Source organism: Bacillus sp. FJAT-29937 (assembly GCF_001509555.1).
Classification (GTDB): domain Bacteria; phylum Bacillota; class Bacilli; order Bacillales; family Cytobacillaceae; genus Cytobacillus.
Genome location: NZ_LMAS01000003.1, coordinates 391,175 through 413,496 on the forward strand (window position 1 = coordinate 391,175; position 22,322 = coordinate 413,496).

The window sequence follows — 22,322 nt, forward strand, 5'->3', positions numbered from 1 at the left end:
TATTTAAAAATAATCAAAGCCTGTGAAATTTTACTTGTCGTAAAATTTCACAGGCTTTTTCATTTCAGAGGAGGGTTTTGTCCCAGCCTCTTTTTTATTCGTGTTTCTAATTAATAGAATCTTATGGAAAGTTAACTTATAATAAAATTATTGAATGAAAAGGGGGAAAAACAATGACAGCAGCAACCTATTCAACTATTTGGGATTTAGATGTTTTCTTTAATGGCGGCAGTTCTTCAAAGGCTTTTGTTCAGCATTTACATACAACAGAAGAGAAAATTAAGGAATTTGGCTTACAAGTACATACTTGGGAAACAACTAATTCAATTTCAGATAAAACATCATTAATGAACTTAATAGAAAGCTTTCAAATAGCCACAAAGAAGCTGCGAGAAGCCGGAGCATTTGTCAGTTGTCTGCAAGCTCAAAATACAAGTGATAAGAAAGCGAGTGAACATCGGGCAAAAATCACTCAGCTAAGTGCAAGCTTTCAAAATGCTTTAACTGTATTTGATGAAAAATTAACAAGCTACGACTCAACCGTTTGGGAGGAATTGCTGCAGGAGGATGGACTCAGCGAATTGTCTTTTGTCCTATCAGAACGGCGTGAGACAGCATCAGAAAAATTATCGAAAGAGGAAGAAAGCCTGATTAATGCCCTTGGGGTTGATGGCTATCATAGCTGGAGCCAGCTTTATGACTTAATTGTGGGGAAAATAAAAATTCCTTTTCAGGAGGACGGAGAAGAAAAACTCCTGTCTGTTGGGCAAGCAGCTAATAAATTTTCTAGTCCGGATAGAGACATCAGGAAAAATATATTTGAGAATTGGGAACTGGCTTGGCAGGAACAAACAGATTATTTGTCAAAGGCTTTAAACCATTTAGCAGGCTTTAGACTGAATGTTTACAAGCAGCGCGGATGGGAGGACGTGTTAAAGGAGCCATTAGCCATTAACCGAATGGACAAAGAAACACTTGATACGATGTGGGATGTTATTTCGAAAAATAAAGAGCCGCTTGTGAAATTCCTAAACAGAAAGGCAGAACTCCTTGGCGTTGAAAAGTTAAACTGGTATGACCTCGATGCCCCGTTGAACAATTCGGAATCAAAGCTCTCATATCAAGAAGGTGCTGAATTTATTCTAGAAAATTTCTCGCATTTTGGTGATGAAATGACCGAATTTGCTAAAATGGCATTTGAAGAAAAATGGATTGAAGCTGAAGACAGACCCGGGAAATCTCCAGGAGGTTTTCATACGTATTTTCCTGAGAGCAGCCAGTCCAGAATATTTATGACTTATTCGGCTACACCTTCAAATGTGTCCACATTAGCCCATGAGCTGGGGCACGGCTTCCATACCTATGCGATGAGGGATTTACATTTATTAAACCGGAACTATGCGATGAATGTGGCGGAGACTGCATCTACCCTGGCAGAAATGATCGTATCTGACGCAGCTGTTAAAAAGGCGCGAACAGAACAGGAGAAAATTGCCTTACTCGAAGATAAAATTCAACGAACAGTAGCATTATTAATGAATATCCATGCTCGCTTCCTATTTGAGACCCGTTTCTATGAGGAGCGCAAAAATGGAATAGTCAGCACAGAGAAATTAAATAAGCTAATGGAGGAAGCCCAAAAGGAAGCCTATGGTCATTCACTCGGGGAGTATCATCCAACATTTTGGGCTTCTAAGCTTCATTTCTATATTACAGGTGTTCCATTTTACAATTTCCCTTATACCTTTGGTTATCTTTTCTCACTTGGCATTTATGCCCGCGCATTGGAGGAAGGGAAGGAATATGAAGAAAAATATATTGCGTTATTGAAAGACACCGCATCAATGAAAGTTGAGGATTTAGCTGAGAAGCATTTAAATGTAGATCTCACAAAACCAGACTTTTGGCAAAGTGCTGTCCAATTATGTATCGATGATATCGAGGAATTCCTAACATTAACCGAAAAGAAGTAAAAAAGCAGGGTCACACCTTTTATAACGGTGTGACCCTTTGTCTGTCGATTTATACTTTTTTCAATTTAAACGGGCTAACCATTAATAAGGAAAGAATAATCGTAATAAATAAGAAGAATGGCGCAGGAATATAAGGAATCATAAGGTAGCTTAAAGTAATTAGACAGCCGGCAGCTGTGATTGGAAGTCCGGTAAAATAGCCATTGTTCTCACTAATATTAAAACGTGCTAAGCGGAAAGCTCCACAGCCAATATAAAAAATAGTAAAAAATGAACCAGGGGCGCCGAACTCAAATAAAATTCCTTGATATATTAATAGTGCAGGTGCAACTCCAAATGATATAATATCACTCATGGAATCCAATTGCTTCCCTAACTCCGATTCAATTTGAAGCTTTCTCGCAATCATTCCATCGAACCGGTCAGCAAGTGCTGCGACAAAAATGAGCAGCAAACTTAAATTTAAATTACCTTTTAAGGCAAAAATAATGGCAAACCCGCCTAATGATAAATTCGCTAACGTAATAACATTTGCAGTTTGTGCTTTTAGTTTTTTAATGGTTTGATCAAAAATATCATTTAAAAACATTTACCACACTCCTTTTAGGTAAGATATCATATGTCTAGTTGTCATCTTAAGTGCTCTGGGTTCAAAATCAAGCACGTTACTGTTCTTATTTAATAATATTTAATTTTAATCTTTTTAGTACTGACCGTAAAGAGTATATTGGAGGTGAAAGAATGAAACAATCGTTTTATCGGCTTTTTATTGAGCTTACGAACGGCAAAATAACTTCAGGGCTATTAAAGAGATTTGCTCGATCCAATGCAAGCCGCTTGTTTGTTCCATCTTTTTGTAAAGCATATCAAATTAACCAGGATGAAATGGAGAAAACATTAGCGGAATATCCCACTTTGCACGATTTCTTTACGAGGTCCCTCAAACAAGGAGTACGTTATATTGATCAAGATCCCTATACCATTGTGAGTCCGGTTGATGCCGTCATTGAAGATATTGGCCTTATTAAGCCGGGACATATTATTACAGTAAAAGAAAAGGATTATTCGATAAGAGAGATGATAGGGAATGATGAAAAGCTAGATAGTTATACGGATGGCTGCTACATGATATTCTATTTAAGCCCTAGTCATTATCATCGGATACACAGTCCGGTTACCGGCCGTGTACTTGATCAATGGACATTAGGTCAAAAATCCTATCCAGTTAATAAATATGGTTTAAAATATGGAAAAGCTGCACTTTCAAAAAATTATCGCACGATAACTGAAGTAGAGCACATAACCGGCAAGCTTTCAATTGTTAAGGTGGGAGCCATGTTTGTGAATTCAATCGAAGTGATACATAATGGTGACCAGTTAGCAAAAGGTGATGAAATGGCTTATTTCTCCTTCGGCTCAACAGTTGTCCTTTTATTCGAAAAAAACAGTTTCACGCCTCTGACAACGATTCAAACACCATATGATATAAAAGTGGGAGAGCGGGTTGGCCATATTAATCATGACAAGAACATTAATCAGCAGAACTAACGTTTTGGAAGAGGAAAAAAGTGCTCTGCGGGGGCCGGTATATGTTTCGTGCATTCACTATGCCGCGGCCCCCACTAAAAAGGAAGATTGCATTAGGATGAAACTCTAATCTTATGTGACAAGGAACGTCGGTGAATTTCCGTCTTTATCAGGTTAATAAAATCTGAGCTTAACTTTAACTCGATTGCTTTATAATAGGATTCGATTAATAGTTCGTCTGACAGCTTTCGCATGTCCATTCACCTCCATAATATTAATTTTAGAGTTCTATATAATTGACTTCATACATATAATGTAAGATTTATGTTGTAATCATACTCTAGCAAACTTTTTTCCTTAGAACAACCGTTCTGTTATCCACAGTAAATAGTGGATAACCTGTGGTTAAGTTGTTAGTAAAAGGTGAAAAATCAGATAAATGAATGTGCTTAATGTGAATAAAGTTATCCACAGAAATGTTTAAGGAGAAAAATGTCGAAAAGTTTCTTAATTTGCTCAGATTAAGCCAATGTTTGAAAGAGAGAATAAAAAAGTTTATGATGAGTACAAATTATTGCCTTTTCTTTTTCGTTTTATAATAAAAGAAGTAAATAGAGGTGTTAAATATCGTGTTGAAGCAATTTTTACCAGATCAGCATGTTAGAAGTATATTTGAAATTACCCCTGAAAAGTTGAAGGAATATGGAGTTAAAGGAATTATTACTGATTTAGATAACACCCTTGTCGAATGGGATCGACCGAATGCTACACCAAAGCTGATCAATTGGTTTGAAGAAATGAAAAACAGCAATGTCATGATTACGATTGTATCGAATAACAATGATTGCCGGGTCAGGTCTTTTTCTGAACCGCTTAACATCCCTTTTATCCCATTGGCTAGAAAACCTTTAGGACGGGCTTTTAATAGAGCATTGCTAGAAATGGGACTTAAAAAAGAGGAAACAGTAGTAATTGGCGATCAATTATTGACAGATGTACTAGGCGGTAACCGAAGTGGATTTCGGACCATCCTTGTTGTTCCAGTTGCACAGACTGACGGATTTATTACGCGGTTCAATCGCAAAGTGGAAAGATTAATATTAAATTGGTTTAGGAAAAAAGGGATGATTCAATGGGAGGATTAATTTGTGAGTGAACAATATATTTGTATAGGCTGCGGTGTTAAGATTCAAACAGAAGATCCAGCCACAATTGGTTATGCACCATTATCAGCGCTTGAAAAAGAAGCGATTATTTGTCAGCGCTGTTTCCGCTTGAAACATTATAATGAAGTGCAGGATGTTGATTTAACAGACGATGACTTTCTGAAAATCTTAAATGAATTAGGTAAAAGTGATTCCTTGATTGTGAAAATCGTTGATATATTTGATTTTAACGGAAGCTGGCTGCCTGGACTGCATAGGTTTGTCGGAAAAAACAAAATCCTGCTTGTAGGGAATAAAGTTGACTTGCTGCCTAAATCGGTCAAACACAATAAGTTAATTAATTGGATGAAGCAGGAAGCAAAAGAGCTTGGCCTTAAGCCAGAGGATGTTTTTCTCGTCAGTGCTGCTAAAGGGAAGAATATTTCTGAGGTGGCTGAAGCAATTGATGTATATCGAAAAGGTAAAGATGTTTATGTTGTTGGCTGTACGAATGTAGGGAAATCAACATTTATAAATCGGATTTTAAAAGAGGTAACGGGAGAAGGAGATGTGATCACAACTTCACATTTTCCAGGTACGACCCTTGATATCATTGAAATCCCCTTATCAGATGGGAAGTCACTTGTTGATACACCAGGAATTATAAATCATCACCAAATGGCCCATTATGTTGATAAGCGTGATTTAAAAATCATTACGCCGAAAAAAGAAATAAAGCCGACAGTCTTTCAGCTGAATGAAGGACAAACCCTTTTCATTGGAGGCTTAGCCCGTTTTGACTATAAAACCGGCGGCCGCAGATCCTTTGTTTGCCATTTTTCCAATGAATTAAACCTTCATCGGACGAAGCTTGAAAATGCGGATGAATTATACAAAAACCATGCAGGTGAAATGTTAACGCCGCCTAGGATGGAACAAATGGACACATTCCCAGAGCTCGTTAAACATGAATTTACAATTAAAGAAGGAAAAACGGATATTGTCTTTTCAGGGCTTGGCTGGATTACAGTCAATGAACCAGGTGCAAAGGTGGCCGCCTATGTCCCAAAGGGTGTTCATGCATTATTAAGAAAATCATTAATATAAATCTCGGCAATCGCATTTAAAGGGGAGAGAGATTTTGAAGAAGTTTTTTGCGGTTATAGGGGATCCGATTGCCCATTCTATGTCACCTGCTATGCACAATGATTTATTTCATGCTAATCGTATAGATGCTCATTACCAGCCTCTACATGTCAAAAGAGAAGATTTAGCAGATGCAATAAAGGGATTAAAAGCCATTGGAATTTCGGGGTTTAATGTGACTGTTCCACATAAGGAAACGATTATTCCATTGTTGGATGAACTCGATCCTCTCGCACAATCAATAGGGGCTGTTAATACAGTGGTGAATCTGGACGGCAAACTAATTGGCTTTAATACTGACGGCAGCGGCTATGTTCGAGGATTGCATGAGGAAATGTCGAGTTTGAAGGATAAAAAAGTATTAGTTATTGGTGCAGGCGGTGCAGCAAGAGCTATTTACTTTACAATAGCGGATGCAGGTGCTGAACAATTAGATATTTGTAATCGGACTATATCTAAAGCAGAGACTATTAAGAATGATTGTCCATATTTAGTCAATTCTGATGTGTATAATATTAAAAACGCGGAAGAAAGTCTTGGATTATATGATCTAATCATACAGACAACACCTGCAGGGATGGCGCCAAAAGTTCAAGATTTGCCGCTTTCTTTACATAATCTGAAAGCAGGGGCATTAGCAAGCGATATCATCTATAATCCATTAGAGACAAGATTTCTCGAAGAAGCCAAAAGCAAAGGCGCGAGAATTCAAAATGGCTTAAATATGTTTGTATACCAAGGTGCACTCGCATTTGAAAAATGGACAGGGATTTTCCCAGATACGAATCGTATGAGAGAGATCGTTCTTTCACAACTAGGAGGATAACAAAATGTTAACAGGAAAACAGAAACGTTTTTTGCGTTCTAAAGCACATCACCTAAATCCGATTTTTCAAGTTGGCAAGGGTGGCGTAAATGAAAATATGATTAAACAAGTAGATGAGGCACTTGAAGCACGGGAATTAATGAAAATATCCGTTTTGCAAAATTGTGACGAGGATAAGGACATCGTTGCTGAAAAATTAGTAAAAGGAACGAGAGCAGAGCTTGTCCAAATTATTGGAAGCACAATCGTGCTTTATAAAGAATCACGTGAAAATAAGCAAATCAAATTACCTTAATTCTTTTCGTTAAGCATGTTAGAATGTTGGGAGGAATTCGCATGACTAGGATTGGCATACTTGGAGGAACCTTTGATCCGCCACATCTGGGACATTTAATTATTGCAAATGAAGTGTTAAATGCTCATAGCTTAGATGAAATTTGGTTTATGCCGAATCAGGAGCCTCCCCATAAAAAAAAATCTAATGCCATAAAAGAAGCAGATAGGATAAATTTAGTACAGCTTGCAATTAGTGGGCATCCTAATTTTAAAATAGAGCTGTTGGAGCTTGAAAGATCAGGCCCCTCCTATACATATGAATCCATGAAGATTCTTACAAAAATACATCCTGATAAGGAATTTTATTTTATTATTGGTGCTGATATGGTTGAGTATTTGCCAAAATGGCGGAATATTGATGAGTTAGTTAAGATCGTTCAATTTATTGGCGTCAATAGACCATCTTATAGTACTGAGAGCCATTATCCAATATTATATGCAGAGGTTCCAGAGGTAGAGATTTCATCAAGTCAAATCCGGAATCGATTGCTGGAAAATAAGACGATTCGATATCTCGTTCCCGATTCAGTCAGGAATTATATTAAGGAGAATCAATTATATGGATCGTGAATCTGCTTTACAAATAGTTAAGAACCAGTTAACGGACCATCGTTACCATCATACAATTGGAGTAATGGAAACAGCCTTGGTCTTAGCTGAAAAGTATGGTGCTAATGTGAAAAAGGCAGAGCTTGCTGCTATTTTCCATGATTATGCTAAATTCAGGCCAATAGAGGAAATGCAACAAATTATAATCGATGAAGGAATGCCGAAAGAGCTTCTTCTATACAATAGTGAACTTTGGCATGCGCCAGTTGGGGCATTTCTAGTACAAAATGAAGTTGGAATAGATGATGTTGAAATTTTGGACGCCATCAGATATCATACATCAGGACGAATGAATATGACCATCCTTGAAAAAGTAATTTATTTGGCTGATTATATTGAGCCTGGCAGACATTTTCCCGGGGTTGATGAAGTTCGTGAAATGGCAAAGGAAAGCCTGGATAGAGCATTAATAAAATCTATTCAAAATACAATCTTTTTTTTGATGAAAAAAGAACAGCCGGTTTTTCCAGCTACATTTAACACATATAATGACTTAATTATGAGACTTCGGAGGACTGATTGAATGAACGAAAAGGAATTGCTATTAACTGCTGTAAAGGCAGCTGATGATAAGAGAGCAGAGGATATTATTGTTTTAAATATGAAGGGTATTTCATTAATTGCTGATTACTTCCTTATCTGCCATGGAAATTCTGATAAGCAGGTGCAGGCCATTGCACGGGAAATGAAGGAAAAGGCAGAGGAAAAGGAATATACAGTTAAAAGAATAGAGGGCTTTGATGAAGCAAGATGGATCCTCGTAGATTTAGGGGATGTTGTTGCACATATTTTCCATCGTGATGAAAGAAGCTATTATAATTTGGAACGCTTATGGGGCGATGCGCCTATTGAAAATGTGCAAAGTGAACTGAATCAATGAGTTATGGAAAGTTTGCCTATCTTTATGATCAGCTCATGAAAGATGTTCCGTATGATAAATGGGCAGAATTAGTATTAGAGAAGGCAAAGAAATATGAAGTAAGCGGGAAAAAATTGCTTGATCTCGCCTGTGGTACGGCTGAGCTTTCTGTGAAGCTTTCTGAGATTGGATTTCAAGTAACTGGTGTGGATATCTCCGAGGAAATGTTGACCGTCGCAAAGGCAAAGGCAAATGTAAATGAAAATGGATTAGCAATCGAATTTTATCTGCAAAATATGGCTGAACTCGATGGATTAGGCAAATTCGATATAATTGGCATTTTCTGTGATTCGATAAATTATTTACAGGAAGAAAAAGAGGTTGTTGCGACATTTCAACGTGTCTATGAGCATTTGTCTAATAATGGTCTCTTTATCTTTGATGTACACTCACTTCATAAAATCAGGGAAATATTTATGGATCAAACCTTTGCTGTGAATGATGATGAGATAAGCTATATTTGGCATTGCTTTGAAGGTGAATATCCTTTCAGCGTAGAGCATGATCTAAGTTTTTTTGTTTTAGACAATGAGACAGGTATGTATGCTCGTTATGATGAACTCCATTATCAGAGGACTTATCCGATTGAAGTATATGAAAATTGGCTTCAGGAAACAGGCTTTGAACTCCTTGAAGTTTCCGCCGATTTTGAAAATGATCCTCCACAAGATCAATCTGAACGAATCTTTTTTATTTGCAGGAAAATCTTGAGAAACTAATAATAAGAGCCAGCTTATGCAGCTGGCTCTTAATTTATAAAAAATAAATTTCTTGCATAAGAAGGATTTTTGAATTAAATAAAGAATAACTAAATATTGAGAGTATAGTGTTCTTTAACCTGTTTAATATCCTCGTCAAACTTTGCATGTGTCGCCTGGAAGACTTTTTCGAACACATCACCTAATTCTTTTTCGAGCACCTTGATTCCTTCCCCTGTGATGCCTCCCTTTACACAAACCTTTTCTTGCAGTGTCGGCAAAGTATAGTACCCTTTTTTCATTAGATCTCCCATACCAATTAACATATTTTCAGCTAGTGTTGTAGCGGTTTCCTGGTCAATTTCTGTCTCATTTACTGCTGCCATAATAAACCTTTGTGTTAAATAGCTGAAGAAGGCTGGTCCACAGCTTACAATGTCAGATGCCACTCTCGTAATGTTTTCTTCGATTTCAACAATCCTGGAAATTTCGCCAAACATTTCTTTAATAATTGATTTCCACTCTTCCTTGCAGTTCTTTCCAAATGATAATAAAGAAACACCTGAAAGTGCTCGATTTGTAATACTTGGTATCACTCTTGCAACGGAACAGGTTGAAATATTTTCCAGCTGATCCACACTAATTGGACTCGTGATGGAAACGATACATTTTTCTTTCGTTAGAAACGGGGAAATATCTTTGATGACGTTGTGAACATCATGTGGTTTTACACAAATAAAGATGAGCGAGGATTTCTCCGCCACATCCTTCCCAGTCGGTGCAACATTTATTTCTTGATAATTCTCCTTTATTTCCAAAGCTTTTGATAAAGTTCGATTGGTTATTGTTATGGAAGAAGGGGAAACGGCTTTTCCATCAATTAAAGCTTCTGTTATTATTCTCCCCATATTGCCAGTACCAATCATTCCAATTTTCAATGTCCTTCCCTCCTTCACATGCGAGCTTTCTCCTATACATTATGAAATTCCTTAATAGAATATGCTAAATATGAAAGGATGATATAGTTGTTACACTTGATTAAAGAGCACAAAATTTACATTATTACAGGTTTAGCTGCCTGTATTGCAGCCTTTTATTTTATTTTTCAGCCGGTGGAAGATCAAAGTGCTGTCTTTGAAGAACATGAACTCATTCTATCAAGCGAGCAAATAAGTGCTGAAAGTCAGGAGGAGGTGATCATCGATGAGTCCCTTTTTGTCGATGTTAAGGGAGCAGTGGAAAGGCCAGGAGTATATGAAGCCAAAAGCAATGACCGTGTCATCGACATCATCAATAGGGCTGGTGGATTAATGGAATCAGCGGACGAAGCAAAAATAAACTTTGCCATGCGGGTTGAGGATGAGATGGTGATTTATGTTCCGAAAATTGGAGAGGAATCTGAGGAAGATGCTGGGGCTTTATTAGTCGGAGGGTCCCAAGGAGCAGGTCAAGCGAAAAATGATGGCAAGGTTAATCTAAACACAGCTAATGAAGCTGAATTACAAACCTTGACTGGCATCGGGCCTGCCAAAGCTTCAGCTATACTCGAATATCGCGAGACAAACGGTCCATTTAAAGCGATTGAAGACTTAAAATCCATTAGTGGAATCGGGGAAAAAACCTTTGAGAAATTGAGAGACAGTATTAAAGTAAAATAGAAAACAATATTGACCCATTTTGACATGGGGCTTAAACTTGGCATATAAGAAAAAGTTTTTGCAAGGTTTGTAAAATTTAAGGTAAGGAGCAGGAAAAGTGGAAAGAAAAAGCTGGGATGAATATTTTTTAGATATTGCAACCGAGGTGGGTTCCCGTTCCACATGCCCAAGATTACATGTGGGCTGTGTAATTGTTAAAGATAAGCATATTGTATCAACTGGCTACAATGGGTCTATCCATGGCCATGACCATTGTGAAGATGTAGGCTGCTTAATAAATGATCAGGGGAGATGTATACGAACTCTTCATTCTGAGCTTAATGCAGTTTTGCATGCTGATCGAAGTTTATTAAAAGGAGCTACTGCTTATGTGACCCATGAGCCATGTGAAAATTGTGCTAAGACAATCGCTCAATCAGGTATTAGCAAAATTGTTTACCGTCACGCCTATCCTAATAAATATAATGAATATTTTTTGAAAAACGTTGAAGTGGTTCATCTTCCTAAAGAGGAAGTATCGAATGGTAAGGTATAGGGTTTTGCCTATGCCTTTTACCATTTAGGGGAATGAATATGAAGCAAATGGATAAAGGAGAAAGGATACAATGAAGGGCAAATGGATTTATTTCACAGTTGCCTCACTGATGGGAATATTAGCAAGCTTTTTTAATGTTTATTTCTGTATGACTCTATTATTTCTGTTAATATTTCTTTATAAAAAAAAGAATTTTTCAAAGAGGCAGCTTCTTGCAGTATGTATCTTTTTTCTCATATTTTTTGTGCGAAGTGAAATGATCGAAAGAGCAAATTTCAGCCGTTTAGTTAAAGGCGAAACCAATTTTCTTGTTTACTTGCAGGAAAACCTAAAGGTAGATGGAGATACTTTTTCCGGAACAGCCATAGAATTGAAGCATAATGAAAGGCTTATCCTTACATATAAAATAAAAGCTGAAAAAGAAAAAGCTGATTTGCTGGCAAAATTAAAAACAGGCATGGCATGTTCAGTAAAAGGCTCATTAGAAGAGCCATTTTCCTCAACTAATCAAAATGCTTTTGACTATCAGGATTATCTTAACCGAAATCATACGTATTGGATATTAAAAGCAGATTCCTTAACACCCTCCAAATGTATTCCTCAGAAGAAAACACTGCTTTCTTTTTTCCGTACACTTAGAGAAAATGGGATTGAATATATACATAATTATTTTCCAAAGGACACAGCGCCCTTAGCCATTGCTCTGCTGTTTGGAGATCGGAATTATATTGAAGCTGACGTCTTAACCGCCTATCAAAAGCTCGGGATCGTTCATTTATTAGCCATATCGGGTCTTCATGTTGGAATGCTTTTTGGGATGATTTTCTTTCTTGGCATACGGGCAGGAGTGTCAAAAGAGAAAATGACATTAGCCTTGCTTATATTATTGCCCTGCTACGCCCTTATTACAGGTGCTTCCCCTTCTGTCATTCGTGCTGTTTTTATGATGATCATATTTTTAGCTCTTCAAAAATGGGGCAGGAACTTTTCACTTTTAACGATTGATGTAATAGGCATTGTCTTCATCCTATATACCTTTTCTTCTCCTTATGTTATTTATAATGTTGGGTTTCAGTTATCCTTTGGTGTAAGCTTTTCCCTTATATTATCTGCCCCCATTATCCTAAAACGCTTTTCTAATCCGATTTCATTATTATTTGCCACTTCGTTCATTTGCCAGCTGGCGGCTACCCCGATCATGTTTTACTATTTTTTTGAAGTTTCAATTATCTCTGTACTAGCTAATATTCTGTTTGTGCCTCTGTTTTCATTATTCATATTGCCTGCCTTATTTATCATCTTCCTCTTACATCTTATATTTGGCGGGAATATTCATTTTCTCGTGAATTTAATGAATTTCATTATTTACTGGATGGACGGTATTGCTGGGAGGCTAGCTCAATTGCCATATGCAACGATTGCTTTAGGAAGGCCCCATTTCATCATTTTATTGCTTTATTTGATCATATTCCCCTGTTATTTTTCCTTATGGGAAAAAATGAGGGGGATCAAAAAGTCTCTGATGATTCTCATACTGCCGACCCTCCTATTAATACTGCATAGTTCTGAAAATTTTCTATCTCCATACGGAGAGATTACCTTTATTGATGTTGGCCAAGGAGAAAGTATCTTCATAAGACTTCCACACAATCAAGGGAATTATCTAATCGATACGGGGGGTACATTAAGGTTCCATACAGAGGAGTGGAAGTTGAGAAAGAATCAATATGATGTTGGCAAGGATGTAGTCGTTCCTTATTTAAAAAGCAAGGGAATTAGAACAATCGATAAGCTCATTTTAACGCATGGGGATACAGATCATATAGGAGGTGCTCCTGCAATAATAGAGGAAATGAAAGTGAAGAATATTATTTTACCAAAAAGCGCGGAGCTTTCAGAGCTGGAAAAAGCGATCCTCTTAAAAGCAAAAAACAAAAAGATTCCCTACTATTTTACAAAAGCGGGTGATCGCTGGACGAACGGCAAAGTTAATTTTCAAGTATTATCTCCTCAACCGGGAATGGAGTCGGAAAGAAATAATGGTTCCATCGTTTTGTTTACAAAGATCGGGGGATTAACATGGCTGTTTACAGGGGATTTGGAGGAAAGCGGGGAAGAAAAATTAATTACCCGTTATCATAATTTAAAAATTGATGTATTAAAGGTTGGACACCACGGCAGTAAATCATCTACCTCGAGTTCGTTCTTAGATCGAATAGAACCAAAGCTTGCCGTTATTTCTGCTGGCAGAAATAATCGTTACGGCCATCCAAATAAAGAAATACTAAATAGCTTAGATGAAAGAAGGATTAAAGTATTACGGACTGATGTAAATGGAGCCATCACTTATTATTTTAAAGGAGACCTAGGAACCTTTTCTACGCAGATGCCATAGGATGTAGTAAATAAATCAGGAATTGAAAAAGAGGCTGCTAATTGCAGCCTCCAAAATTTCTTTCTTATGTAGTCATTAAGAGCCTACTATTTTAACGACTGTTGCAATAATAAATAACGTTGCAAAGAAACCGAAAGAAACGATAAATCCTATTCCAGAGTCAATCGCATCATTGTTTTTATACTGGACGTCTTTTTCAAATTCATTCACAGTCTACCCCTCCTATTTCCATTATAGTATAAGCTAAAGCGAAGAAAAAATCTAGCTTTCCTCAAGCGGCATTTCCTCTAGTGACAAGAGTTGTCACAAATAAGTTAAACTTGAATGGTCACAATAATGATACAGTGATGCACCGTCGTGGCTTGAGTATCCTAGGCCTCATGTTCCGACGTTCATTATAGATGAGGGAATTGGCACAAGATCGGATTGTGTCAATTCCTTATTGCCTTTACATATGATTCAAATATATGGAAGAATTTGAGCAAATAAGGACATTTTGTACACATTTTGTTACTTGTCAAATTGGACAAGGTTCATTAGGATAAAGATATCCCAATGTGAACGGAGAGTAAGACAGTGGTTTTTGAATTATGGAAGCAAATTAAAGCAAAAAAATTTTCTCCGATTTTTCTATTATACGGAGCGGAATCATTTCTTATTAATGAAACGAAGCAGTTATTAATTTCCAATATCCTGACTGAGGAGGACATGGATTTTAACCTTTCCTCCTATGATTTAGAAGAAACACCGATTGATGCTGCACTTGAAGATGCGGAGACACTGCCATTTATAGGTGAGAAGAGACTCATTTTTTTACATAATCCTGTATTTCTTACATCCGAGAAAACGAAAGAAAAAGTTGAGCATAATTTAGCGAAGCTGGAGGCTTATATTAGAGCACCTTCTCCATCTTCCATCGTTGTTTTTGTTGCTCCATATGAAAAATTAGACGAACGGAAAAAGCTTACGAAGGAATTAAAACGAAGTGCAGCGGTTTTGGAGGCCAAAAAGCTGAATGAAGCGGAGCTAAAAGAATGGATCAAAAAACGTGCAGCTTATAATGGGGTTGAAATAGAAGATCAGGCAGTCGAATACATGTTAACCCTTGCAGGTACAAATTTGTTTTTACTAACGAGTGAAATGGATAAGCTTGCATTATACTCGGGGGCGGGCAATAGAATTGATCTCCAAATCGTTGAAAGATTAGTTTCTCGTTCTTTAGAGCAAAATATCTTTGCTTTAGTAGATAAGATTGTGCATCGGAAAATTGAAGAGGCTTTACGGATCTTTTATGATCTCTTAAAGCAAAATGAAGAGCCAATCAAAATATTATCTGTCATTACGGGACAGTTTAGGCTGATTTATCAAGTAAAGGAGCTGGCTAGAAGAGGATATGGCCAACAGCAGATTGCAGGGGCTTTAAAGGTCCATCCTTTCCGCGTTAAGCTAGCCGCAGGACAGGCTCAAGCTTTTGATGAAGAGGAGCTTGCTCAAATAATGAAATTATTAGCAGATGCTGATTTTCAAATGAAGACAGGCGGTATGAATAAAGAATTGCTCATAGAGATGTTTCTGTTTCGCCTAAATAGTAAATAAAATTAAAACGACCTCATTGGTCGTTTTTTTGCATAATAAAAGGCTATCTTAGGAAGATAGCCAAAGCAAGCTTACGCGTTTAAAGTGTTCATTTTTTTCATTAAACGAGACTTTTTACGAGCAGCAGCGTTTTTGTGGATAAGGCCTTTAGAAGCAGCTTTGTCTAATTTACGAGCAGCATCAACGAAAGATTCTTTCGCAGCAGCAGCATCATTTAGAACGATAGCAGCATCAACCTTCTTAACAGCTGTACGCATTGCAGATTTAACAGTAGCGTTTTGAGCGTTTTTAGATTCGTTCGTTTTCACACGCTTAATAGCAGATTTAATATTTGGCATTCCATTCACCTCCTGAGGGCAGCATCGAGATTATATAATAACTCGACATAAACATTCATTAACAATTTAATATTAAGAACAAGTGATATTTTATCAAACACGCTCGACTTTTGCAATACTCTCCCTTAGTTTTTCCTATTTTCGAACAACTTAACTTAAGTGTTTTACTGAATGTTTTGCTAAGAAAAGGAAATGATAATAAATAGTGTAACTTATAGCAAAAGATGCGAGGGGGATTCAATGTGGAAGATTCAATGGATTTGAGCAAATATTCGATTAGAACAGATTTAGCTATTGAAGCACGGGAAATGGTCATAGCGGATCGCCATCAACATATTCAAGAGGAAGAAAATCTTTCGCAAATTGAAGGGGTTATTATTAAAGAAAAAGAAGAGGATGATATTAAAGTATCCTATGTTGAAGTAACAAAAGAAGGAGCGAAATCCCTAGGGAAAAAGGAAGGGAAATATTTAACACTAGAAGCAATAGGTATCCGCCAGCAAGATACACCAATGCAAAAAAAGGTTGTAAAAATATTCGCCTCAGAGCTTGCTCAGTTTTTGAAGCAGCTTGGTATTAAAGAGGATGCCTCCTGTTTAGTTGTCGGACTGGGAAATTGGAATGTCACTCCTGATGCTCTTGGACCGCAAGTGTGTGAAAACCTTCTTGTTACGCGCCATCTCTATCAGCTGCAGCCTGAAAGTGTAGAAGAGGGCTATCGTCCTGTCAGTGCTATTGCTCCAGGCGTTATGGGGCTGACAGGTATAGAAACAAGTGATATTATCTTTGGAATTGTTGATAAAACGAAACCGGACTTTGTGATTGTCATTGATGCACTCGCTTCACGTTCATTAGAAAGAGTAAATTCGACTATTCAAATTTCAGATACGGGTATTCATCCTGGTTCAGGCGTTGGAAATAAGCGTAAAGAAATTAGCCAGGAATCATTAGGGATTCCTGTCGTTGCTATTGGCGTTCCAACTGTTGTTGACGCTGTATCGATTACAAGTGATACGATCGATTTTATTTTAAAACATTTTGGAAAAGAAATGAGGGAAGGGGACAGACCTTCAAGATCGTTGGCACCTGCAGGTATGAGCTTTGGTGAACGCAGAAAGTTGACTGAGGAAGATCTCCCAGAGGAACAGCATAGAAAAACTTTCCTTGGTATGATCGGAACACTGCCTGATGAGGAGAAGAGAAAATTAATATATGAGGTCCTCTCCCCGATTGGACATAATCTCATGGTAACACCGAAGGAAGTAGATATTTTTATTGAGGATATGGCAAATCTTATTGCTAACGGGCTAAACGCGGCCTTACATCAAAATGTTAACCAAGAAAATGCAGGTTTTTATACAAGGTAAATAATTTCTGTTCTATCCTTTCTAGCGAAGTCATATGAATTACTAGACTAGCAAAGAGAGGTGGAAGAATGAAACCTATTAAAACGAACGGCATTGCTGTGTTCATTCAAGGGACAAGCTTACTGAAAATATTCGGCGGTTTTTTGTTGTTCTCATTTATGATTTTTTCGCTGAGCGGTGTTTTGACTGTGTTAAAACCCGAATATAGAATCAGTTCATCATCAGTAAATACAGCTACTAATAAAATAACGGGAGAAATGCTCTATCATTTCCTAGGTTGGGAAAACCATCATTTTATGCAAAGCTTGGACGGGCAGACGGGCTCCTTTGGGACCTCAACACTAGCGAATACGTTATTTAAACTTTCGACAAATATAAATTTAGATGATCCAAGAAGTTTATTGGGAAGGGAATTACCGTATTTCTCGATATATGACAAGGAGATTTTAGTCGCAGGTGAAGGCACGAATTATACGAATATGCCTTTTGAATCAGCACCACCCATTGAGATTCTAAGGGCTGAACAGCAAGCCACACTTCAAAATATTGAGGACTTAGATAAGCCAAGCGGTGAAAAAACAGTAGCGCCATCGATCAATACTACAGGGGATAGAAAAGTTGTTTATATATACTTTTCTCATAATACGGAATCGTTCCTCCCGTATTTAAAAGGTGTGACTGATCCAAATTTAGCTCATCACTCTCAGTTAAATGTTACGAAAATTGGCGATAAGCTGAAGGAGGAGCTGGAGAGTAAAGGGATTGGGACAACTGTTGAAAAGACGGATATACAAGCAAAACTGAATGAAAAAGGATGGCATTATTCCAGGTCTTATCAGGAATCAAGAAATGTAGTCCAAGCTGCGACAAGCAACGACCGAAATTTAACGTATTTAATAGATATCCATCGTGATTCCCACAGAAAAAATGATACAACAAAAGAGATTAATGGAAAATCGTATGCAAAGCTAGCCTTTGTTATAGGGACAGAGCATCCGAATTATGAAAAGAATGCGCGCTTAGCCAGTGAATTGCATAAAAAACTAGAGGGAAAATACAAAGGTTTAAGCAGAGGTGTTCTGCCGCAGCAAGGTCCGGGTAATAATGGAATTTATAATCAGGATCTCTCAGAGAATGCCATTTTGATTGAATTTGGCGGTGTTGATAACACATTTGAAGAATTAAATCGGTCGGCAGAGGCACTAGCAGAAGTATTTAGCGAATTTTATTGGCAAGCAGAAAGTGTTAGTAATCCTGTACAAGAGCAAACTGAAAAGAAATAGTATAAATAGGTGATCAGTTATGAAATGGTTTATGGTGAAGACCTTTTTCCTTACAATACTTATGTTTCTTGTTGTATTATTTGGCATGCAGCAGGCTAGTGAAGGAATTACAAAGATGAAAGGCTATAATGATGCAAATTTCAAAGGGGCATTTACTGTACATGAGAATGACAGTGGAGGTTTTCAAGCATCGATTTTAGGTAATGATGTTTCCAGTCATGATTTGGAGCAGAAAAAAGTGAAGCTGGAGGAAATGAAAGCTTATAACTTTTTTTCAACAATGGGAAAGAGGCTATCTGAAGGCATTTCCACTATGACTGAAACCGTTGTGCATTTCATAACTGATTTCATAAGAGAAAAATAATGCGGCTGCAGAGATGCGGCCGTTTTTGTGTTTTTACTAGAAAGTGAAACTTATTTTTTGTTTCATCGTATATTAATCAGCCACTGGCATTGAATCTTCATAAACGGACTGCTATAATCTAAAAATAGTGCATATTTTGTGCGTTAAAAGGAAAATATTTTTTATTAGATGTTTTACACTGGCGCAATGTGCGCATGCGCTTTTCTATGTAGGAGTGAAATAATGAACAGAGAAGATAGACTTAATAGACAATCAAAGATTAGGAATTTTTCTATTATCGCTCATATCGATCATGGAAAATCCACTTTAGCTGACCGTATTCTAGAAAAGACAAAAGCTTTAACATCAAGAGAAATGAAGGATCAGCTGCTTGATTCTATGGATTTAGAAAGAGAACGCGGAATTACGATAAAACTAAATTCAGTTCAAATTAACTATAATGCGAAGGATGGCGAAACATACACCTTCCACTTAATCGATACACCTGGACATGTCGACTTCACTTATGAAGTTTCCCGCAGTTTAGCGGCATGTGAGGGTGCTATTCTTGTTGTTGATGCTGCACAGGGAATTGAGGCACAAACCCTTGCAAACGTATATTTAGCACTTGATAATGATTTAGAAATTATCCCGGTTATTAACAAAATTGATCTTCCGAGTGCAGATCCAGAGCGTGTGAGAAATGAAATTGAAGAAGTAATTGGGCTAGATGCTTCTGAGGCTGTTCTTGCATCTGCTAAAGCGGGTATTGGCATAGAGGATATTTTGGAACAAATCGTTGAAAAGGTTCCCGCACCTACAGGTGATCCAGACGCTCCGCTAAAAGCTCTTATTTTCGATTCCTTATTTGATGCCTACCGTGGAGTGGTTGCCTATATACGAGTAGTCGAAGGAACGGTAAAAGCTGGAGACAAAATAAAAATGATGGCAACTGGCAAGGAATTCGATGTCGTTGAAGTGGGTGTTTTTTCACCTAAAGCACATCCGCAAGATGAGTTAACAGTTGGAGATGTAGGATATTTAACAGCCTCCATCAAAAATGTAGGCGATACTCGTGTGGGGGATACCATTACAAATGCAAAAAATGGCGCAACCGAGCCTCTTCCTGGATACCGTAAATTGAATCCGATGGTCTTTTGCGGATTATATCCAATTGATAGTGCCAAATTTAATGATCTTCGTGAAGCTCTTGAGAAACTTGAGCTAAATGACTCTGCTTTACAATTCGAGCCCGAAACGTCTCAGGCACTTGGGTTCGGCTTCCGCTGCGGATTTTTAGGACTTCTTCATATGGAGATTATCCAAGAGCGTATCGAGCGTGAATTCAAAATCGATTTAATTACAACAGCACCAAGTGTAATATATGATGTTATTATGACAGATGGCTCCAATATTAAAATTGATAATCCATCAAAAATGCCTGATCCGCAAAAAATTGAGCGTGTTGAGGAGCCGTATGTAAAAGCAACGATGATGGCTCCGAATGATTATGTTGGGGCTATTATGGAGCTTTGCCAAGAAAAACGCGGAATCTTTATTAATATGCAGTATATGGATGAGACTCGCGTCAATATTACGTATGAAATTCCATTATCGGAAATTGTTTATGATTTCTTCGATCAGCTTAAATCAAATACAAAAGGATATGCTTCCTTTGACTATGAGCTAATTGGGTACAAGCCATCAAAGCTTGTTAAAATGGATATCCTTTTAAACGGAGAAAAAGTGGATGCATTAAGCTTCATTGTCCATAAAGATTTCTCTTATGACCGTGGAAAAATCATTGTAGAAAAACTGAAGGAGCTTATTCCAAGACAGCAATTCGAGGTTCCAGTCCAAGCGGCAATTGGCCAGAAGATTATTGCTCGTTCAACCATTAAATCAATGGGGAAAAATGTATTAGCGAAGTGTTACGGTGGGGATATTTCCCGTAAGCGAAAGCTATTGGAAAAGCAAAAAGAAGGAAAGAAACGCATGAAGCAAGTAGGATCAGTAGAAGTTCCTCAAGAAGCTTTCATGGCTGTTTTGAAAATGGACGACACCAACAAGAAGAAGTAAAATAGATGGATTCTATAAAAGGAGGTTGGAAATGCTGTCAAAATAAAAGCAGCTCCGGCCTCTTTTTTATTGAAATGGCTCTGTTAAAAATGATGTTGATTTTAGACCACTGTTGATTGCAGTGGAAGGCACGAAGACTCCTCGAAAATACTAACGTATTTTCTTCGTGCGATGTTACGCTGCCGAAGCATTCCATGTCCTGCGGGAGAAGCGAATCAGGCGAGACCCCGCAGACACGAAGTGTCGAGGAGGCTCGGCGGTCGCCCGCGGAAAGCGAAGTGCCTGGAACGGAAATCAACAAACAATTTTAACAAGGTCAATGAAATAAATAATAAGGGAGTGTTAATAATGATAAAAGCAGCCTATATTCATATCCCTTTCTGTGAGCATATTTGCCACTATTGTGATTTTAATAAAGTGTTTCTGCAAGGGCAGCCTGTTGATGAGTATCTTAATTCATTAAATAAAGAAATGGAATTAACATTCATTGAATCCCCTGCTGACCGATTAAATTCCATTTTTGTCGGAGGAGGAACGCCAACTGCATTAAATGAACAGCAGCTTGACAAGCTTTGCCGCATCATTAAAGACCGTCTGCCATATAACGAACAAACGGAGTTTACGTTTGAGGCAAACCCGGGAGACCTCTCAGAAGAAAAACTTCGTATTATTTACGAAGCAGGAATTAATAGAATCAGCTTCGGGGTACAATCCTTTAATGACGAGCTGCTTAAGAAAATTGGCAGGGTGCATCGAGCAAAGGATGTATTTCAATCTGTTGAAGCTGCAAAAAAAATCGGCTTCGAAAATATTAGCATTGATTTAATCTATAGCTTGCCTGGACAAACAGTAGCAGATTTCAGAGATACGCTAGAGACTTCTTTCACGTTAGATATTGTCCACTATTCTGGTTACTCCCTAATCATCGAACCGAAAACTGTATTCTATAACTTAATGAGAAAAGGAAAGCTCCAATCTCCAGGGGAAGATGCAGAAACAGAAATGTTCAAAATATTAATGGAAGAGATGGATAAACATGGTTTCAAACAATATGAAATCAGTAACTTCTCAAAACCAGGATTCGAGAGCAAGCATAATTTAACTTATTGGAATAATGAAGAGTATTACGGCTTTGGTGCTGGCGCACATGGATATGTGAATGGAAAACGTATTTCCAATCATGGACCATTAAAAAAGTATATGGACCCATTAAATTCGGGGAGATTGCCTATACTGGAAGAAAATCAAGTTACACGGACTGAGCAGATTGAAGAAGAAATGTTTTTAGGATTAAGAAAAACAGAAGGTGTAGCTATTTCTCATTTTATCGAGAAGTTTGGTGAAAATCCTGTCGAATTATTTAAAGAGGAATTGAAAGAATTAATAAATCGTGAATGGATCACCGTTACTGAAAATCAGATTCAATTATCGAAAAAAGGAAGGTACCTTGGAAATGAAGTTTTTCAATTCTTTCTAAGGTAAAAAATCACATCTCGTTTTTATTGACACCAAACCATTGATTTGATAATTTATTAGTAGAATTAGCACT

The 22,322-nt window shown here is 37.5% G+C and carries 24 protein-coding genes; 19 read left to right on the forward strand and 5 right to left on the reverse strand.

Annotated features, from left to right (window positions below; translation table 11 throughout):
* The first annotated feature begins 173 nt into the window (after positions 1–173).
* The gene (locus tag AR328_RS08180) at positions 174–1,973 is read left to right on the forward strand and encodes a M3 family oligoendopeptidase (RefSeq protein WP_066293171.1); all 1,800 of its coding nucleotides are present in this window, start codon (positions 174–176) and stop codon (positions 1,971–1,973) included.
* Between the two features lie 49 nt (positions 1,974–2,022).
* On the opposite strand, the gene pssA is transcribed toward AR328_RS08180, so the two are convergent.
* Positions 2,023–2,562, reverse strand: coding sequence for a CDP-diacylglycerol--serine O-phosphatidyltransferase (gene pssA, locus AR328_RS08185; protein ID WP_066293174.1), 540 nt, complete (start codon positions 2,560–2,562; stop codon positions 2,023–2,025).
* A 152-nt stretch (positions 2,563–2,714) separates the two neighbouring features.
* Between pssA and AR328_RS08190 the strand changes: the two genes are divergently transcribed.
* A complete protein-coding gene (locus AR328_RS08190; protein ID WP_066293180.1) occupies positions 2,715–3,521 on the forward strand; it encodes a phosphatidylserine decarboxylase in 807 nt (268 codons plus the stop codon).
* A 92-nt stretch (positions 3,522–3,613) separates the two neighbouring features.
* Here the strand turns inward: AR328_RS08190 and AR328_RS22165 are convergent, their stop codons facing one another.
* Entirely contained in the window at positions 3,614–3,754 is a 141-nt protein-coding gene (locus tag AR328_RS22165) for a sporulation histidine kinase inhibitor Sda (protein WP_082677165.1), read from the reverse strand.
* A gap of 375 nt (positions 3,755–4,129) precedes the next feature.
* On the opposite strand from AR328_RS22165, the gene AR328_RS08195 reads away from it, so the two are divergent.
* From AR328_RS08195 to AR328_RS08230, 8 genes are read left to right on the forward strand one after another with little or no spacing between them, the layout of a single operon-like run.
* Positions 4,130–4,645, forward strand: a complete 516-nt coding sequence (locus AR328_RS08195; RefSeq protein ID WP_066293185.1) for a YqeG family HAD IIIA-type phosphatase — start codon at positions 4,130–4,132, stop codon at positions 4,643–4,645.
* Positions 4,646–4,648: 3 nt separating this feature from the next.
* Positions 4,649–5,752 (forward strand): ribosome biogenesis GTPase YqeH, encoded by a 1,104-nt coding sequence (gene yqeH / locus AR328_RS08200; RefSeq protein WP_066293188.1) that lies wholly within the window; start codon positions 4,649–4,651, stop codon positions 5,750–5,752.
* Between the two features lie 34 nt (positions 5,753–5,786).
* A complete protein-coding gene (gene aroE / locus AR328_RS08205; RefSeq protein WP_066293190.1) occupies positions 5,787–6,617 on the forward strand; it encodes a shikimate dehydrogenase in 831 nt (276 codons plus the stop codon).
* 4 nt (positions 6,618–6,621) lie between these two features.
* Positions 6,622–6,912 (forward strand): ribosome assembly RNA-binding protein YhbY, encoded by a 291-nt coding sequence (yhbY, locus tag AR328_RS08210; RefSeq protein ID WP_066293192.1) that lies wholly within the window; start codon positions 6,622–6,624, stop codon positions 6,910–6,912.
* Positions 6,913–6,953: 41 nt separating this feature from the next.
* Positions 6,954–7,523: a nicotinate-nucleotide adenylyltransferase gene (locus tag AR328_RS08215; RefSeq protein ID WP_066293195.1), complete on the forward strand. Its 570-nt coding sequence runs from the start codon at positions 6,954–6,956 to the stop codon at positions 7,521–7,523.
* The gene (yqeK, locus tag AR328_RS08220; RefSeq protein ID WP_066293198.1) at positions 7,513–8,085 is read left to right on the forward strand and encodes a bis(5'-nucleosyl)-tetraphosphatase (symmetrical) YqeK; all 573 of its coding nucleotides are present in this window, start codon (positions 7,513–7,515) and stop codon (positions 8,083–8,085) included. The genes AR328_RS08215 and yqeK overlap by 11 nt, the downstream gene beginning before the upstream one ends.
* Positions 8,086–8,442: a ribosome silencing factor gene (rsfS, locus tag AR328_RS08225; protein WP_066293203.1), complete on the forward strand. Its 357-nt coding sequence runs from the start codon at positions 8,086–8,088 to the stop codon at positions 8,440–8,442.
* Positions 8,439–9,200 carry a class I SAM-dependent DNA methyltransferase gene (locus AR328_RS08230; RefSeq protein WP_066293211.1) on the forward strand — a complete coding sequence of 254 codons (762 nt, stop codon included), beginning with the start codon at positions 8,439–8,441 and terminating at the stop codon, positions 9,198–9,200. Before rsfS ends, AR328_RS08230 begins: the two co-directional genes overlap by 4 nt.
* A gap of 89 nt (positions 9,201–9,289) precedes the next feature.
* Here the strand turns inward: AR328_RS08230 and comER are convergent, their stop codons facing one another.
* Complete coding sequence (gene comER / locus AR328_RS08235) at positions 9,290–10,117, reverse strand: late competence protein ComER (RefSeq protein WP_066293214.1); 828 nt, start codon at positions 10,115–10,117, stop codon at positions 9,290–9,292.
* Positions 10,118–10,204: 87 nt separating this feature from the next.
* Here comER and AR328_RS08240 point away from each other — a divergent pair, with 87 nt between their 5' ends.
* From AR328_RS08240 to AR328_RS08250, 3 genes are all read left to right on the forward strand, one after another.
* The gene (locus AR328_RS08240) at positions 10,205–10,837 is read left to right on the forward strand and encodes a helix-hairpin-helix domain-containing protein (RefSeq protein WP_066293220.1); all 633 of its coding nucleotides are present in this window, start codon (positions 10,205–10,207) and stop codon (positions 10,835–10,837) included.
* A 97-nt stretch (positions 10,838–10,934) separates the two neighbouring features.
* A complete protein-coding gene (locus tag AR328_RS08245) occupies positions 10,935–11,372 on the forward strand; it encodes a deoxycytidylate deaminase (RefSeq protein ID WP_066293221.1) in 438 nt (145 codons plus the stop codon).
* A 70-nt stretch (positions 11,373–11,442) separates the two neighbouring features.
* The gene (locus tag AR328_RS08250; RefSeq protein WP_066293222.1) at positions 11,443–13,767 is read left to right on the forward strand and encodes a DNA internalization-related competence protein ComEC/Rec2; all 2,325 of its coding nucleotides are present in this window, start codon (positions 11,443–11,445) and stop codon (positions 13,765–13,767) included.
* Between the two features lie 75 nt (positions 13,768–13,842).
* On the opposite strand, the gene AR328_RS22170 is transcribed toward AR328_RS08250, so the two are convergent.
* The gene (locus AR328_RS22170; protein WP_082677166.1) at positions 13,843–13,977 is read right to left on the reverse strand and encodes a YqzM family protein; all 135 of its coding nucleotides are present in this window, start codon (positions 13,975–13,977) and stop codon (positions 13,843–13,845) included.
* A 366-nt stretch (positions 13,978–14,343) separates the two neighbouring features.
* Between AR328_RS22170 and holA the strand changes: the two genes are divergently transcribed.
* Positions 14,344–15,363: a DNA polymerase III subunit delta gene (holA, locus tag AR328_RS08255; RefSeq protein ID WP_066293238.1), complete on the forward strand. Its 1,020-nt coding sequence runs from the start codon at positions 14,344–14,346 to the stop codon at positions 15,361–15,363.
* A gap of 71 nt (positions 15,364–15,434) precedes the next feature.
* On the opposite strand, the gene rpsT is transcribed toward holA, so the two are convergent.
* The gene (gene rpsT, locus AR328_RS08260) at positions 15,435–15,701 is read right to left on the reverse strand and encodes a 30S ribosomal protein S20 (protein WP_066293242.1); all 267 of its coding nucleotides are present in this window, start codon (positions 15,699–15,701) and stop codon (positions 15,435–15,437) included.
* A gap of 242 nt (positions 15,702–15,943) precedes the next feature.
* On the opposite strand from rpsT, the gene gpr reads away from it, so the two are divergent.
* From gpr to hemW, 5 genes are all read left to right on the forward strand, one after another.
* Positions 15,944–17,068, forward strand: coding sequence for a GPR endopeptidase (gene gpr, locus AR328_RS08265; RefSeq protein ID WP_066293248.1), 1,125 nt, complete (start codon positions 15,944–15,946; stop codon positions 17,066–17,068).
* A 68-nt stretch (positions 17,069–17,136) separates the two neighbouring features.
* Positions 17,137–18,351: a stage II sporulation protein P gene (gene spoIIP, locus AR328_RS08270; RefSeq protein ID WP_066293257.1), complete on the forward strand. Its 1,215-nt coding sequence runs from the start codon at positions 17,137–17,139 to the stop codon at positions 18,349–18,351.
* A gap of 19 nt (positions 18,352–18,370) precedes the next feature.
* Positions 18,371–18,715, forward strand: a complete 345-nt coding sequence (locus AR328_RS08275) for a YqxA family protein (protein WP_066293260.1) — start codon at positions 18,371–18,373, stop codon at positions 18,713–18,715.
* A 222-nt stretch (positions 18,716–18,937) separates the two neighbouring features.
* A complete protein-coding gene (gene lepA, locus AR328_RS08280; RefSeq protein ID WP_066293265.1) occupies positions 18,938–20,773 on the forward strand; it encodes a translation elongation factor 4 in 1,836 nt (611 codons plus the stop codon).
* 348 nt (positions 20,774–21,121) lie between these two features.
* Positions 21,122–22,255: a radical SAM family heme chaperone HemW gene (gene hemW, locus AR328_RS08285; RefSeq protein WP_066293267.1), complete on the forward strand. Its 1,134-nt coding sequence runs from the start codon at positions 21,122–21,124 to the stop codon at positions 22,253–22,255.
* Positions 22,256–22,322: the final 67 nt, after the last annotated feature.

Bases quoted from the DNA above. Each gene is read 5' to 3' on its own strand.
- AR328_RS08180 (WP_066293171.1), top strand. From the start codon at position 174: ATGACAGCAGCAACCTATTCAACTATTTGGGATTTAGATGTTTTCTTT.
- pssA (WP_066293174.1), bottom strand. From the start codon at position 2,562: ATGTTTTTAAATGATATTTTTGATCAAACCATTAAAAAACTAAAAGCA.
- AR328_RS08190 (WP_066293180.1), top strand. From the start codon at position 2,715: ATGAAACAATCGTTTTATCGGCTTTTTATTGAGCTTACGAACGGCAAA.
- AR328_RS22165 (WP_082677165.1), bottom strand. From the start codon at position 3,754: ATGCGAAAGCTGTCAGACGAACTATTAATCGAATCCTATTATAAAGCA.
- yhbY (WP_066293192.1), top strand. From the start codon at position 6,622: ATGTTAACAGGAAAACAGAAACGTTTTTTGCGTTCTAAAGCACATCAC.
- AR328_RS08215 (WP_066293195.1), top strand. From the start codon at position 6,954: ATGACTAGGATTGGCATACTTGGAGGAACCTTTGATCCGCCACATCTG.
- yqeK (WP_066293198.1), top strand. From the start codon at position 7,513: ATGGATCGTGAATCTGCTTTACAAATAGTTAAGAACCAGTTAACGGAC.
- rsfS (WP_066293203.1), top strand. From the start codon at position 8,086: ATGAACGAAAAGGAATTGCTATTAACTGCTGTAAAGGCAGCTGATGAT.
- AR328_RS08230 (WP_066293211.1), top strand. From the start codon at position 8,439: ATGAGTTATGGAAAGTTTGCCTATCTTTATGATCAGCTCATGAAAGAT.
- AR328_RS08250 (WP_066293222.1), top strand. From the start codon at position 11,443: ATGAAGGGCAAATGGATTTATTTCACAGTTGCCTCACTGATGGGAATA.
- rpsT (WP_066293242.1), bottom strand. From the start codon at position 15,701: ATGCCAAATATTAAATCTGCTATTAAGCGTGTGAAAACGAACGAATCT.
- spoIIP (WP_066293257.1), top strand. From the start codon at position 17,137: ATGAAACCTATTAAAACGAACGGCATTGCTGTGTTCATTCAAGGGACA.
- AR328_RS08275 (WP_066293260.1), top strand. From the start codon at position 18,371: ATGAAATGGTTTATGGTGAAGACCTTTTTCCTTACAATACTTATGTTT.
- lepA (WP_066293265.1), top strand. From the start codon at position 18,938: ATGAACAGAGAAGATAGACTTAATAGACAATCAAAGATTAGGAATTTT.
- hemW (WP_066293267.1), top strand. From the start codon at position 21,122: ATGATAAAAGCAGCCTATATTCATATCCCTTTCTGTGAGCATATTTGC.